This is a genomic window from Komagataeibacter rhaeticus (genome assembly GCF_011611525.1).
In the GTDB taxonomy this organism is placed as follows: Bacteria; Pseudomonadota; Alphaproteobacteria; order Acetobacterales; family Acetobacteraceae; genus Komagataeibacter; species Komagataeibacter rhaeticus.
In genome coordinates, this window is record NZ_CP050139.1 from 2,346,467 (window position 1) to 2,360,031 (window position 13,565).

Below are 13,565 nucleotides of genomic sequence, written 5' to 3' on the forward strand. Positions count from 1 at the left end.
TCAGGTCCGGTAGCGCGCGGAGATGGTCAGCAGCTGCTTGGACAGCTTGCCAAGGTTGCTGGCCGAGACTTCCAGGTTGCGGGTTCCCGCCGATGTCTGCTGGCTGGCCTGACGGATGCTCTGCAGCGCGGTCATGACCTGTTCGATGCCGATCTGCTGCTGGTTGGTCGAGGCCACGATCTGCTGGAAGGCATTCACCCCTTCCTCTATGCCGCCGGTCATGCGCTCGATGGTGCGGTAGGCGATGTCGGTCCGTTCCTTGCCCGCGGAAACGCGCTTGACCGCCTCTTCCGTCAGCATGACCGAAGTGTTGATGCCGCGCTGGATGTCACCCAGTATGGCGCGCACGTTCTGGGTCGCATCGCGCGACTGGTCGGCCAGGATCTTCATCTCGGCCGCGACCACGGCGAAGGACCGGCCATGCTCGCCCGCCGCCGCCGCCTCGATCGCGGCATTGAGTGCAAGCAGGTGCGAACGCTCCGACAGGTCATTGACCGCGGCGATGATCTCGCTGATCGCCTCGGTCCGTTCGGACAGGGCGACGATGTTCGACGCCACGGCTTCCGCGCCGTCATGGGTATAGGCCATGGCGCGCGCGGTTTCCTCCACCGCTTCCAGCCCGCTGGCCGAGCTGTGGACGATCACCTCGGCGGAGGAGATGACCTCACGCGCGCGCTTGCTGATCTGGGCGCCGGAATGGGTGATCTCATCCACCGTGGCCGCCGTTTCCTGGACCGCGGCGAACTGTTCCTCCACACTTGCGGCCTGCTGCTGGGTGGAGGCACGGATTTCGGCCACGGCGGCGTCCAGGTTCTGCGTCACCTCCCCGCTCTGGCGCGCGATCTCGCGCAGGCCGTCGATCATGCGGTTAAGCCCTGCGGCAAGGCGGGCCACCTCGTCACGTTCCTCGCCCATGCCACCCACCTTGGCGCGGGTGGCAAGGTCGCCCTGCCCCACGCGCTCCATCACATGCATGATGGACGAGATCGGCTCCATGATCGACCGCCGGGTCCAGAAGGTTACGATCAGCGCCACCACCACCGCCAGCCCCATGCCGATGGCCAGCGAACGGCGGCTGTAGTCATACGACGCCGCCCCCTGCGTTTCGGCCACCTGCACGCCATGGTCCAGCAGCGAGGCCGCGCGCCCCACCAGCAGGTCGATCGACTGTTCACGGCTGTCTATGCGCGAGGCCTGTTCGCGCACGCTGGGGTCACTGCCCGCGCGGATGGCCTGGAACAGCAGGCCCGCGCCGTGGGTGTCCATCTGGAACTGGCCGGAAATGTCGCGCAGCTGGCTGGCCACCGTGTTGAACATCTCGCGCTGGTCATCGCTGCGGGCAAGGCGGCCGGCTTCCTCCGCGCGCGACAGCACGCCAGCCAGCAGGCCATCGGCCTCACGCGCCTTTTCGTTCCAGCTGGCAATGGCATCTTCCAGCATGGCGGGCGCGCCTTCGAAATCATGCGCGTAATAATGCGCAAGGATGGCCAGGCGGCGGGCCACGAGGTCATTCTCGTTCGCGCGGATATGCGTCAGTTCACGATAGACCGACAGGTCACGGGTGACGATGATGGTCATCTCGTCCCGTACTTCGCGGATCTGCCCCAGCGCATAGATGCCCAGCGACACCAGCAGCAGCACCCCGACCATGAAACCGAACAGCAGGCGATTGGCGATTGTCACGGGACTTCACACTCCGACATAACGGGAAGAGAACAGGCGGGCAGGATCGATTACGGTCAGGCGGCGGCCATCGGGCAGGCTGGCCTGCGGCAGGCCCGATGGGGTAAGCGCTATGGGCGTGCCGGTAATTTCCACCGTACCCGCGGCCGACGTGGCCAGCAGGGCTATGCGCCCCAGCGGAATGCTGGAAACCGAGCGCAGCAGCAGCATGACCCCCGGTTTTTCCAGCCGCCCCCCTCCCAGCAGCACCGACAGGTCGAACACGGTGTACAGGTCGCCCTGATAGCCATGCACCCCCTGCACGCCGGGCGGGCAGTCGGGCCGGCGCGGCATGTCGTTCCAGACCGGGTCGGTCACGCGCAGCACGGCATGCAGGTCCACCCCACAGGGCTGGTCGGCCACATCCACCATGATCAGCGGGCGGCGTGGTACCGCCTGCCGGCCCGCGGGCGCCCGGCTGGCCAGAGCGCGCGCGCGCTCATGCAGCACGCGCCGGGCAAAGGCGTCCCGCGCATCCGCCGCCGCACGCTCCCCTGTCATGAGGGGACCCTGGCCCGGCTGGGCGGCCGGGCGTCATCCATATGGCTTATCAGGCGCAGCAGGCCGCCCGCCGTCAGCCCGTCGCCCTCGGGCAGTACCGCCTCTGGCGCGCAGCGCCGGACCAGCGCCACCATCTGCTGGCGGATGCGCCGCGCTTCCGCCCGCGCGCCCGCATCCTCCAGCAGGCGTGCCAGGTAGCAGCGCGCCATGACATGGTCCCGGCACAGATATATGACCCGGCGGAACGATTCCTCCGCCTGCGCGAGACAGCCCTCGCCCCATGCCAGCACCGCGAACAGGAAGTGGATGCGCGCATCAACCGGATGGCGGGCAAGATGGTCCCGGCACATCTGCATGGCCCGCGTCACATGGCCGTCATCGGCCGTACGGCGGATGGCGTTGGCAACCGGGACAGAATCAACCGCCACACTGTCATCCACGACAAGGCACGGGGGCGTGTCCATGCGCGCGGGCGGGCGGCGGACAGCGGAGAGGCGGGAGGGGACGGCAGCCCTGCCCGCATCCGGCACGGGCGCGCGGAACGCCAGCGTGCCGGGCAGGCGCACGGTATCAAGCCAGGGCGTGAAATCGGTTACCGGCTCCGAATGCCCCAGCAGCAGCCAGCCCTGCGGGGCAAGGCGGGCCGCCATGGCGTGGACCAGGGCGGTAGCCTGTGCCTGGGCGAAATAGATCAGGACGTTACGGCACAGGATCAGGTCAAACGGGCCTGCGGGGCCGCCATCGGGGCGCAGCATGTCCAGCACGTTGCTGTAGCGGAAGGTGACCATGCGCCGGTAGCGCTCGTGCAGCCGCCACAGGCGCGGGGTGACGGGCACGAACCATGCCGCGCGCCGGGCGGCATCGATATCGCGCAGGGTCCAGGCGCTGAATTCGGCCTGGCGGGCCTGCTCAAGCGCGCGGGTGCTGATGTCGGTGCCCAGGATCTCGACATGCCATGCCTGTGTCTCCAGCCCGGCGTCCGCCAGCAGGCGCGCAAGCAGGATGGCGATGGAATAGGGTTCCGCCCCGTTGGAGCAGCCGATGCTCCATATCCGCAGGTGGCGCGTCACCCGCGCGCGGCGGACCAGGGCGGGCAGGATGGTATGTTCCAGTGCCGCGAACTGCTCGGCATAGCGGAAGAAGAAGGTCTCCCCTATGGTCAGGATGGATTCCAGTTCCCGCCATTCCGCGTCCCCCCGCGCGCCATCGGCCAGCATGGCAAGGTAGTCATGGCAGGTCCGGCAGCCATGCAGGCGCATGCGGGCCCCCACCATGTCCTCCAGCAGGTCCGTCTTGTCGGTATAGTAGTGCAGGCCGGTGCGCCGGGTTATCGTGCCCAGCAGCTTGCGCAGCCCTGCGGGGGGGAAGGCGGGGGGCGTACTCATCACCGGGCGTCCGGGGCCGCGTCTTCATCACCGGCCCACAGGGCCTCGCGCCGGCGGGTCCGGGCCACAAGACTGTCCAGCCGGACCCGTTCCCCGTCATTCACGATGTCGGTCATGCGCAGCATGAAGGCAATGTTCCCATCCGCCAGTTCCAGTTCCCGCCCAGCACCCTCTGCCGCCTCCAGCCTGCCGTCAACCACCGCCCGCATGCCGCCGTCGGGCCGGATCACATCCTCCGCCGCGTCCACCACCAGTCCCACGCCACCGCCCCCGGGCAGGTTGCACAGCAGCAGCGCGCGGTGCAGCAGGTCGGCCGGCGCCCGCACCGCCTGCGCGCGCACGCCCAGCAGCACCCCCATGTCAAGCACCCCCACCATGGCCGCACCCAGCCGGAAACAGCCCGATATATGGGGCATTTCCACCGCCAGCGGCAACAGTTCGGGCACCGGCATGCATTCGCGCACCGCCAGCCCCGCGGGCAGGCCATAGCGCCGGGTGCCCACACGGAAGACGACAAGCGGCGGCATGCCCCCGCGGGCTGGCCTGCATCCCCTGTCCGGCTGTGGCGTGGCGTGATCCATCGGCATGGCGCAACCTGCTGTTTGTCATATCCACAAGGCAGAAGTTTGCATTTAATACAAGCCATCGCTACCTCGGTCTGGAATGCATTTCCTACAATCCGGGGAAGCTGCCCCATGGCCGGAGTCTTGTTTTGATGGACAGTCCCTTTTCCAACCACGCGCCCGATCGCGCATCGTCACCCGCCGGCAGGGGTGGCCTGAACATGCCCCGCATCCTGCGCGTGGGGGTATGGGCGGTGTTCTACTTCCTGTTCTATCTGGTGCAGCAGGTATCCGAACTGGTGGCGCCACTTGTGCTGATCCTGGGCATTGGCTGGAGCGCGCTGCCCCACATCATCGGCATCGCCAACGGCGTGGCCGGCAATGACCCGCAGACACGCGACATGATCGCCCATGTGGCGCATTCCATTCCCGACCATGTGGAAATGGGGTCGCATCTGCTCACCCCCTCCTCGCTTGTGTTCGACGGGCTGCTGCTCATGGCGGCGGCGGCCCTGTGCGCCACGCTGTCCACCATTGCCGCGCGTACCATGTAGGCCGCCCGCAGAAAGGCCGGGGAGCAACCCGCATGTTCCGCCTGCATGACGTCAGTTACACCTATGCCGACAGCCGCACGGGCGGGGCGGCCCTTTCGCATGTCAGCGCAGAGGTGGCGCAGGGCGAATTCCGCTGGCTGCTCGGTCCATCGGGGGCGGGCAAGTCCTCGCTGCTGTCCATCCTGTCGCTGGAGGTCCAGGCCACGTCGGGCATGGTCGAGATACTGGGCATGCCGGTCATGCATGCCCGGCGCGCGGCCCTTGCGCGCCTGCGCCGGCGCATCGGGGCGGTGCGGCAGGATTTCCGGCTGCTGCCGGACATGAACGTGTTCGACAACGTGGCCCTGCCGCTGCGGCTGCAGCACCGGGCGGAAGCGGAAATCCGGCACGAGGTCCATGCCATCATGAAATGGGTGGGGCTGGAAAACCGGCTGGATGCGCTGCCACCCCAGCTTTCGGGCGGTGAGCAGCAGCGCGTGGCCATTGCACGCGCGGTGATCTACCGCCCCGACCTGCTGGTGGCCGACGAGCCGACCAACGCGCTGGATGAACGCCAGGCCGCGCGCCTGATCACCATGTTCCACCGCCTGGCGGAAATGGGCACCACCATCGTGGTGGCAACCCATAATGATGCCATCGTGCGCAGATATCCGGCACAGGCCATTGAACTGGCGCATGGCCACATGGTGCGGGACTATAACGGCTAATGGCACGACAGCGCTATCATGACGGGCTGGCCCTGCGTCAGGCCCTGCCGGGGCAGTTCCTGCCCTTCCTTGTCGCGGCCATGGCGTTCCTGGCCGCACTGGCGCTGGCGGGCGGGCTGGCCGCCCATGGCCTGTCGCAGCGCTGGACCCACGGCGCGGGTGCCGTCACGACCGTACAGGTGCCACGGCCCGATGATGCGGCCAGCGCTGACGGTACGGCCACCCCCGCCTCCAGCCGCATCGCCGCGGTGCAGGCCGTGCTGTCCGCGACGCCGGCCGTTGCGGCGTCCCACCGGCTGGGCGAGGACGAGCTGCGTGCCCTGCTGGCCCCCTGGATCGAACAGACCGGCGACCCCGCCCTGCCCCTGCCCGCCGTGATCGAGCTGCGCACCGTGGCGGGGCAGGCCCTGCCCGCCACCCTCATGGCCAGCCTGCAGGCCCGCGCGCCGGGTGTGATGATGGAGCATGACAGCGTATGGAGCGACCGGCTGGCGGCCCTGGCGGGCAGCCTGCAGGCCTGCGCGCTGCTGGCGGTGCTGGTCGTGACAACGGTGGCGGTGTGCGTGGTGATGGCCGCCACCCGCGCGGGACTGCTGACCCGGCGGCAGGCCATCGCCCTGATCCATTCACTGGGTGCGACCGACAGCTACATCTCCGGCCGTTTTGCCACCCGCGTGGGGCTGCTGGCGCTGGGCGGGGGGCTGGCGGGCAGCGTGCTGGCACTGCCCATGCTGGGCGTGCTGTCCTGGCTGGCCGCCCCCTTCGGCACCACGGGTGATGCACCCGCCATGGACTGGCGCGACCCGCAGGCCTGGGCGGCCATGCTGCCGCACGCGCTGTTATGGATGCTGGTGGCCCTGCCCCCGGTGGCGGGACTTGCAGGCTGGACCACCACGCAGCTGACCGTGCGGGCATGGCTGCGCCGCCTGCCATGACACACGCCCCGCCGCACGACGGTGCACCGCGACGCCGCGCCATGCTGGCCACCTGCGTGGCGGGGGCGGCACTGGCCTGGACGGCGGGACTTGCCTGGTTCGTTCACGACGCGATGCGCCCGCCCGTGCTGCCGCCGCGCGCCGATGGCATCGTGGCGCTGACGGGGGGACAGGGACGGATTGAGGAATCCGTGCGCCTTCTGGTGCAAGGCCGCGCCGGGCGCCTGCTTATTTCCGGGGTGGACCCGCATGCCACGCGCGGCGATTTCCTGCGCCACCTGCCCCCACCGGTGCCACTGGCGGCATGGACCCATACCACGCTGGGTTCCCGCGCCACCTCCACGCTGGGCAACGCGGACGAAACGGCGGCATGGGTGCGTGAATATGGCCTGCACAGCCTGATCGTGGTCACGGCGGGCTACCACATCCGTCGCGCCATGCTGGAGATTTCGCGCACGGTGCCCGGCGTGCGGCTGTATGGTGATCCCATCCGTTCGCCCGCGCTGGCCCACCCGTTCCATCCCGCCACGATGCGGCTGATGGTGGTGGAATATGACAAATGGCTTCTGGCCTGTCTGGATGTGGTGCGGCTGACCCGCCCGCTGCACGGGCTGGTCAGCCACACCGATACCCGGCCCGACGCCACCGGCGGCATGGGCTGAGGCATCGGTCGTGGCCTGTAGCACCGTGGCTTTTCTGGTGTTAGGAAACCCCATGCCCATTTATGGACCCGTCCCATGACCGTACTGCGCGCGCTTGCATTCAACCTGTATTTCCTGTTGCTGACCATTGTGATGGGCATCGTGGCCTTTCCCATCCGGCTGTTCGCCCCGCGCCTTGCGCTGGGCTATGCCAAGCTGTGGACGGGACTGACCCTGCGCGGGCTGCGGCATATCTGCGGCATTGCGGTAGAGGTCAGCGGGCGCGAGCACCTGCCCCACGGTCCCTGCCTGCTGGCGTGCCAGCACCAGTCCATGTTCGATACGCTGGTGTGGATGAACCTTGTGCCGCTGCCCACCTATGTCATGAAACGTGAACTGGAACGCATTCCACTGGTCGGCCCGATGCTGCGGCTGAGCGGCATGATACCGGTAGACCGCGATGGCAAGGCCAGGGCCCTGCGCACCCTGCTGGCTGCCACGGATGACGCGGCGCGCAAGGGGCGCCAGATCATCATCTTCCCCGAAGGCACGCGCACCCCGCCCGGCGCCCCGATCAGCCTGCAGCCGGGCATTGCCGCCCTGTCCGCCCATACCGGCCTGCCGGTCATTCCGGTCGCGACCGATGCGGGGCTGCACTGGGGGCGCAATGCGCTGGTCAAGCGGCCGGGTACCATTCACATCGCCATAGGCCGGCCCCTGCCCCCCGGCCTGCGCCGCGCCCGGCTGCTGCCCGCCATCGGGGGGGCATGGCGGAGCTTATGCGCCGATAACGGACTGCCCATGCCCGCGGCCGATGCGCCTTCCACCACGATCCAGTCCAGCAATTGATGAAAAGGAAAGATTTTCTGGGTGCTACCTTGTGCAAGGAAGCGGCGGTTTTCGAAGCTTTTTGAAAAAAGCTTCACCAAAAACTTCTGCTTACTTTGCAGGATGTTTCACGAACGGTTGCCAAAAGGGAGATAGCCCGCCCTAGTCGGCGCGGGATGATCCCTTTTCCCCCAACCGGGCCTGCAGCGTCTCGACCTGCTGGCGCAGGTCCATGATTTCATGCAGCAGGCTTTCAACCGTGCGCCCGCCCACCTGTTCCACCGCATGCAGCGATGTGAACAGGGACATCGCCTGCCGCACCACGGCGGCATTTTCCTGCCCCAGGCTTTCCAGCCCGTCGGATATGGCGGGGGAAACGGGACCTTGCATGAAGGCCGCCATCATGCGTTCCAGGTAGTCGGAAACCTCGCCCTGCCGCCGGTCGCCATAACAGCGGATAAGCTGGCGCAGGAAGGCAACCGGCAGCATGGCGCGGCCGCGCGTTTCCTCCTCCAGCATGACCTGGGCCAGCACGCCGCGGGTGATGTCATCGCCCGTACGGGCATCCAGAATGACAAAGGCGCGGTCCTGCTTGACCATGTCCATCAGGTTCTCAAGCGTGATGTATGCCGAAACCTCGGTATCGTACAGCCGCCGATTAGCATATTTCTTGATGATGACAGGGGCAGAAGAGACCGACAAATGCCTTCCTTTCGCATGGATCAGATTCCATGAGGAGTGGATAGCGAGCCGCGCCGTGTCAGAGTGTGCTTGCTGAAACTCTCTGGAGGGCAGAACCATGCTCGAGGCATCTGATCATCCCACGACCCCGTTCGCTATCCGCGTTGATCTTGGCGCGATCTTCGTTTCACTGGAACTTGGAAAATCGAGTTGGCTGGTCACATCGCTCTCACCCGGAAGCGAGAAGATGTCGCGCCACTCGGTTCAAGGTGGCGATATTGCGGGCCTGTTCGGCTGTTTCACTAGTCTTCGTGACAAGGCCCGCGCTCGGGAAGGAAGACTTTTTCCGCTTGTGGTGATTCAGGAAGCCGGATTGGATGGATTCTGGATCGATAGAGCCTTGAAGCAGGAGGACTGGATCGAGAGCCATGTCGTCGATGCGGCGTCGATCGCAGTTCCCCGCAAGCACCGGCGTGCAAAGACGGATCGTATCGACGGGGAGATGCTGGTCCGTACGCTGCTGGCGTTCAAACGCGGAGAGGCACGGGTCTGCTCAATGGTCCGCCCTCCATCACGGGAAGAGGAAGACCGCCGACGTCTCAGTCGGGAGCGTAAGGTTCTGGTGGGCGAGCGCACGCGGCATATCAACCGCGTCCAGGGCCTGCTGCTGAGCCAGGGCATTCGAGGTTACCGGCCGCTGCGACGGGATCGGCGTGCCTGTCTCGACGAGTTGCGAACGGGCGATGGTCATCCCTTGCCGAAGCATCTCAAGGCGCAGATCGGACGAGAACTGGACCGCATCGAACTTCTCATGGAACAGATTAAAATGGTTGAGAGCGAACGGGACGAATTGGCAAAAGTGAATGACAACAATCAATGTTCGCCAGTTGTCCTGTTGCAGGGTCTCAGAGGGATTGGCGCCGAGTTTGCCACCGTTCTGACGCAGGAAGGACTGTTCCGGCATTTCGACAACAGGCGGCAGGTCGCGGCTTATGCCGGTCTGGCGCCTTCGCCGTGGAAAAGCGGATCGATCGACCGTGAACAAGGCGTCTCGAAATCCGGTAATCCGCGCCTGCGCACGGCCATGATCCAGCTTGCCTGGCTGTGGCTCCGCTACCAGCCTGACACCGCGCTGGCGCAGTGGTTCCATGAACACGTGGGCGCAAGAAGTAACCGGAGCCGCAAAACGGCGATCGTTGCCCTGGCCCGCAAGCTTCTTGTTGCGCTCTGGAAATATGTCACGAGTGGTGTCGTTATCGATGGCGCGCATCCGGCGTCCCGCTGATGGAAACACCACAGACATAAACCCCATCCCCAGGACCTGATCAGTCCTGTGGATCCAGGTGAACGGACCGATCGGCCCCATGGCTTGCAATGCCGACCTTTCAGAATGGTCCCGTTCTCCTGAGCCTTTGCCCCGAATGCGGGATAGTGGTGCTGCCGCGCGCGAGCGGCGACCGGATGTGAGGTTCTACAGGTGCGGCATCGCGCCGGTAGTCGTTAAACAGGCTCAGACCATGGATCCAAAACACGGAGAAGAAAAAATGATCTCGCAGTGAAAGTGGCCATTGACGTGAAACTCCTCATGTGAGGGGCCTGCGGCCCCGCTATGCCATGGCGCCGCCGTTTCCATGAATATTCCATGGAAACACGCTGTACCATCATTAGGGCAAATTACACGCCCCGACCATGTGCCCGGTCAATCAATCCTGTTTTTTCATGCTGCGCGCAATACAGGCCCCACCCCCGCCAGCATGGCCGGCCGGGATGGCGGGATGCGGGTTTTCCGCCCTTTTCCGCCACGGACCATGGGCATGCCACCCCATGGCGCCCCACCCGCGGGCAGCGGACGGAGGGGAGAAGAATCATGACGTATTATGTCAGAAACCGTCCTTCTCCCGGCGCAGCCGGGCCAGCGTGGCCACATCCCCCGCACGCAGGAAGGGATTGGTCGCCCGTTCCTCCGCCAGCGTGACCGGAACGGTGGGCCGCCCCTCGCCGCGCAGGATGGCCACCTGCCGTGCGCGTGCGCGCAGGGCCATGTTGTCCGGGTCCACATGCAGGGCAAAACGCGCGTTGGACTGCGTGTATTCATGCCCGCAGCACACAAGTGTCTCATCCGGCAGGGCCGCGATGCGTCGCAGGGAGGCATACATGTCCGCCGCCGTCCCCTCGAACAGCCGCCCGCACCCCATGCTGAACAGCGTATCGCCACAGAACAGCGCGGGCCCTGCGGGAAAGTAATAGGACACCTCGCCCGTCGTATGGCCCGGCGTGGCCATGACCCGGGCCTCGGCGCGGCCCAGAGGCACGGTGTCACCATCATGCACCGCGATATCCAGCGCGGGCAGGCGCCAGGCATCGGCGGCGGCCCCCACGATCCTCGCGCCATAGCGGGTCCGCAGCGCCGCCGCCGCCGCGACATGATCGGCATGGTGATGGGTCAGCAGGATCAGGTCCAGCCGCCCCCCTGCCGCATCGATGGCCGCGACAAGCGGGGCGTCCTCCGCCGGGTCGACCATTGCCGCAGCCCCGGTCGGGCCATCATGCACGAACCAGGCATAATTGTCGTTCAGGATGGGAATCGCCCTGATGGAAAGCGGGTCTGCCATGACTGTTCTCCCTTCCGGTTGTTCTCCGTGCGGACCACCCCATACGTGATGGCCGCGACCACGGGGTGTGCTAGTGTGCCCCAATGCAATCCGACATGCACACCGCCGCGCATTTTTACGCAACCCACCGGGGGCGGGTGGCCGCGCGCCTGCTGGGCCAGCGCATGACGGCCTTCTGGCCCGAAGGCACGCAGGGCCGTACGCTGGGACTGGGCTATGCCCTGCCTTTCCTGCCGCTATGGGAGCGCGAGGACGCGCCGTGCTTCTCCGCCCGGCTGGACACGCATGTCACGCGCGCCGCGCCCCCGTGGCAGGGGCGCGACTGCATGGCAAGCGGCCTGCAACTGCCGTTCGATGACCTGAAATTCGACCGGATCCTGCTGATTCACGCGCTGGAGGTCAGCGAGGACAAGAACAGCCTGCTCCGCCAGGTGTGGAAGATCCTGCGCGATGACGGACGCCTGCTGCTGGTCGTGCCCAACCGGGCGGGACTGTGGGCGCATGCCGACAATTCCCCCTTCGGCCAGGGCACGCCGTTCTCACGCCGCCAGATCAGCCGCTGGCTGGCCGATGCCTGCTTCCGCGCCGAGCGGCATGAGGATGCGCTCTATATCCCCCCCGCAGGTCCCTGCCCCACGGCCCCCGTGGGCATGGTGGAATGGACGGGACGCAACCTGTTCCCCCGGCTGGGGGGCGTCTGCCTGATCGAGGCGGTCAAGGACATCTATGCCGGCGTGCCCAGCCGCCCTGCCGTAGTAGTGCCCGGCGGATTGCGGCTGGGGGCGGCGCGTGTCTTCTCGCGCAGCCTGACCCGACGCCCGCCGCCTACGGATGCGCAGAATACTTGACCAATTTTACCGAAATCTCCATGAAGAGTGTCCCATGTCCCTGATTCAGTCCCTCAAGCTCGTCATCGCGCCACCGCATCCGGCCGCGCGCCCCTTCCTTCTCGGATCGGGGGCGGTGGCCGTCATCGGCCGGCTGCTGCCTTTCCGGCTTACAAAACTGCTGGGAACCGCCAGCGGCCTGTTCTTCGGCTTCTGCCTGTATTTCTTCCGTGACCCCGAGCGCGTCACACCGGCGGAACCCAACCTGGCCGTGGCACCGGCTGACGGGCATATCGTCTCGATCGAGAAAGTGCCCCCGCCGCCGGAACTGGACATGGGGGATACGCCGGTATGGCGTGTCGCCACCTTCCTGTCGGTGCTGGATGTGCATGTAAACCGCATGCCGGTGGCGGGCACCGTCACCCGCATTGCCTACCATGCCGGGCAGTTCCTGAATGCCAGCCTGGACAAGGCATCGGAACTGAATGAACGCAACGCGCTGCGCGTCACCCTGCGTGATGGCCGCCAGGTGGCGGTGGTCCAGATCGCGGGCCTGATCGCCCGCCGCATCCTGTGTGACGCGGAAGAGGGCATGCAGTACGAAACGGGCGAACGCTTCGGCCTGATCCGCTTCGGCTCACGCACCGACCTGTACCTGCCCGCCGATGTCACCCCGCTGGTTGAAGTGGGCCAGACCATGATTGGCGGCGAAACCGTGATGGCGCGGCTTTAAACCGCATGGCGCTTCCCCCCCCTGGCCGACCGGCGCGCCGGATCCGGCGGCTGAAAAAACGCCAGCGCCCCCGCGTGCGCGGCCTGTCCTTCAACCGCCTGATCCCCAATCTCATGACCATGCTGGGCCTGTGCGCGGGGCTGACCGGCATGCGCTTCGGGCTGGAAGGGCGTTTTGGCAGCGCGGCCACGGCACTGCTCATTGCCGCGTGCATTGACGGGCTGGACGGGCGCATTGCCCGGCTGCTGCGTGGCACCAGCCGCTTCGGGGCCGAATTCGACAGCCTGTCGGATTTCCTGTGCTTTGGCGTGGCGCCCGCTTTCGTGCTGTACCTGTGGGCGCTGCATGAAGGGGGGCGGTTTGGCTACATTCCGTGCATCATGTTCACGGTCTGTATGGCGCTGCGGCTGGCGCGCTTCAACGCCAGCCTGGATGACGACGCCAACCAGCCCAAATATGCCAGCAACTTCTTTACCGGCGTGCCCGCCCCGGCGGGTGCCGGGCTGGCGCTGTTCCCGCTCTTCCTGGGGCTGGAGGCGCAGCGCCTACATATTGACTGGCTGTACGACCTGACGCGCGACCCGCTGCTGCCGGCCCTGACGCTAAGCGGCACGGCGTTCCTGCTGGTGTCCACGCTGCCGGTCTGGTCGTTTAAGAACTTCAAGGTGCCTTCGCCCCTGATCCTGCCCACCATGCTGGGCACCGGGGCCTATGCGGCGGTGCTGGTGGCGGAACCATGGGGCGCGCTGGCTGCGGCGGGCATCCTGTATATCCTGCTGCTGCCCATAAGCCGCCGCAGCTTCCACCGCCTGCGCCGCGCGGCCGAGGCCCTGCAGGAAAGTGACGACAGTCCGGCCCCTCACGCCTGATGCAAGG

General features: G+C 66.5%; 15 protein-coding genes. 9 read left to right on the plus strand and 6 right to left on the minus strand.

Annotation, left to right across the window (positions count from 1 at the left end; all coding sequences use genetic code 11):
- The 4 genes from GWK63_RS10695 to GWK63_RS10710 are packed head-to-tail and all read right to left on the minus strand — an operon-like array spanning nt 1 to nt 4,195.
- Nucleotides 1–1,683 carry a methyl-accepting chemotaxis protein gene (locus GWK63_RS10695; RefSeq protein ID WP_034933052.1) on the minus strand — a complete coding sequence of 561 codons (1,683 nt, stop codon included), beginning with the start codon at nt 1,681–1,683 and terminating at the stop codon, nt 1–3.
- Between the two features lie 6 nt (nt 1,684–1,689).
- A complete protein-coding gene (locus tag GWK63_RS10700) occupies nt 1,690–2,223 on the minus strand; it encodes a chemotaxis protein CheW (protein WP_007399728.1) in 534 nt (177 codons plus the stop codon).
- Nucleotides 2,220–3,608, minus strand: a complete 1,389-nt coding sequence (locus GWK63_RS10705; protein WP_007399727.1) for a CheR family methyltransferase — start codon at nt 3,606–3,608, stop codon at nt 2,220–2,222. Before GWK63_RS10705 ends, GWK63_RS10700 begins: the two co-directional genes overlap by 4 nt.
- Nucleotides 3,608–4,195, minus strand: coding sequence for a chemotaxis protein CheW (locus tag GWK63_RS10710; protein ID WP_223846516.1), 588 nt, complete (start codon nt 4,193–4,195; stop codon nt 3,608–3,610). Before GWK63_RS10710 ends, GWK63_RS10705 begins: the two co-directional genes overlap by 1 nt.
- Nucleotides 4,196–4,323: 128 nt before the next feature.
- On the opposite strand from GWK63_RS10710, the gene GWK63_RS10715 reads away from it, so the two are divergent.
- The 5 genes from GWK63_RS10715 to GWK63_RS10735 all read left to right on the plus strand — a co-directional run bounded on the left by GWK63_RS10715 (nt 4,324) and on the right by GWK63_RS10735 (nt 7,857).
- Complete coding sequence (locus tag GWK63_RS10715; RefSeq protein WP_034933056.1) at nt 4,324–4,725, plus strand: hypothetical protein; 402 nt, start codon at nt 4,324–4,326, stop codon at nt 4,723–4,725.
- Between the two features lie 32 nt (nt 4,726–4,757).
- Complete coding sequence (locus GWK63_RS10720; protein WP_007399724.1) at nt 4,758–5,432, plus strand: cell division ATP-binding protein FtsE; 675 nt, start codon at nt 4,758–4,760, stop codon at nt 5,430–5,432.
- Nucleotides 5,432–6,367 (plus strand): FtsX-like permease family protein, encoded by a 936-nt coding sequence (locus tag GWK63_RS10725; RefSeq protein ID WP_007399723.1) that lies wholly within the window; start codon nt 5,432–5,434, stop codon nt 6,365–6,367. The genes GWK63_RS10720 and GWK63_RS10725 overlap by 1 nt, the downstream gene beginning before the upstream one ends.
- Nucleotides 6,346–7,029, plus strand: coding sequence for a YdcF family protein (locus GWK63_RS10730; protein WP_039999676.1), 684 nt, complete (start codon nt 6,346–6,348; stop codon nt 7,027–7,029). Before GWK63_RS10725 ends, GWK63_RS10730 begins: the two co-directional genes overlap by 22 nt.
- A gap of 75 nt (nt 7,030–7,104) precedes the next feature.
- Nucleotides 7,105–7,857 (plus strand): lysophospholipid acyltransferase family protein, encoded by a 753-nt coding sequence (locus GWK63_RS10735; protein WP_007399721.1) that lies wholly within the window; start codon nt 7,105–7,107, stop codon nt 7,855–7,857.
- Between the two features lie 141 nt (nt 7,858–7,998).
- On the opposite strand, the gene phaR is transcribed toward GWK63_RS10735, so the two are convergent.
- Nucleotides 7,999–8,538: a polyhydroxyalkanoate synthesis repressor PhaR gene (phaR, locus tag GWK63_RS10740; RefSeq protein WP_007399720.1), complete on the minus strand. Its 540-nt coding sequence runs from the start codon at nt 8,536–8,538 to the stop codon at nt 7,999–8,001.
- Between the two features lie 97 nt (nt 8,539–8,635).
- Between phaR and GWK63_RS10745 the strand changes: the two genes are divergently transcribed.
- Nucleotides 8,636–9,802 carry an IS110 family RNA-guided transposase gene (locus tag GWK63_RS10745; RefSeq protein ID WP_050800526.1) on the plus strand — a complete coding sequence of 389 codons (1,167 nt, stop codon included), beginning with the start codon at nt 8,636–8,638 and terminating at the stop codon, nt 9,800–9,802.
- A 595-nt stretch (nt 9,803–10,397) separates the two neighbouring features.
- Here GWK63_RS10745 and gloB read toward each other — a convergent pair.
- Nucleotides 10,398–11,129 carry a hydroxyacylglutathione hydrolase gene (gloB, locus tag GWK63_RS10750; RefSeq protein WP_007399718.1) on the minus strand — a complete coding sequence of 244 codons (732 nt, stop codon included), beginning with the start codon at nt 11,127–11,129 and terminating at the stop codon, nt 10,398–10,400.
- A gap of 95 nt (nt 11,130–11,224) precedes the next feature.
- Here gloB and GWK63_RS10755 point away from each other — a divergent pair, with 95 nt between their 5' ends.
- Genes GWK63_RS10755 through GWK63_RS10765 form a run of 3 tightly spaced genes read left to right on the plus strand, consistent with a single transcriptional unit; the run spans nt 11,225 to nt 13,558 of the window.
- Nucleotides 11,225–11,977 (plus strand): methyltransferase domain-containing protein, encoded by a 753-nt coding sequence (locus tag GWK63_RS10755; RefSeq protein ID WP_007399717.1) that lies wholly within the window; start codon nt 11,225–11,227, stop codon nt 11,975–11,977.
- Between the two features lie 34 nt (nt 11,978–12,011).
- Complete coding sequence (locus GWK63_RS10760; protein WP_007399716.1) at nt 12,012–12,689, plus strand: phosphatidylserine decarboxylase; 678 nt, start codon at nt 12,012–12,014, stop codon at nt 12,687–12,689.
- A gap of 5 nt (nt 12,690–12,694) precedes the next feature.
- Nucleotides 12,695–13,558, plus strand: a complete 864-nt coding sequence (locus tag GWK63_RS10765) for a CDP-alcohol phosphatidyltransferase family protein (RefSeq protein WP_172459721.1) — start codon at nt 12,695–12,697, stop codon at nt 13,556–13,558.
- Nucleotides 13,559–13,565: the final 7 nt, after the last annotated feature.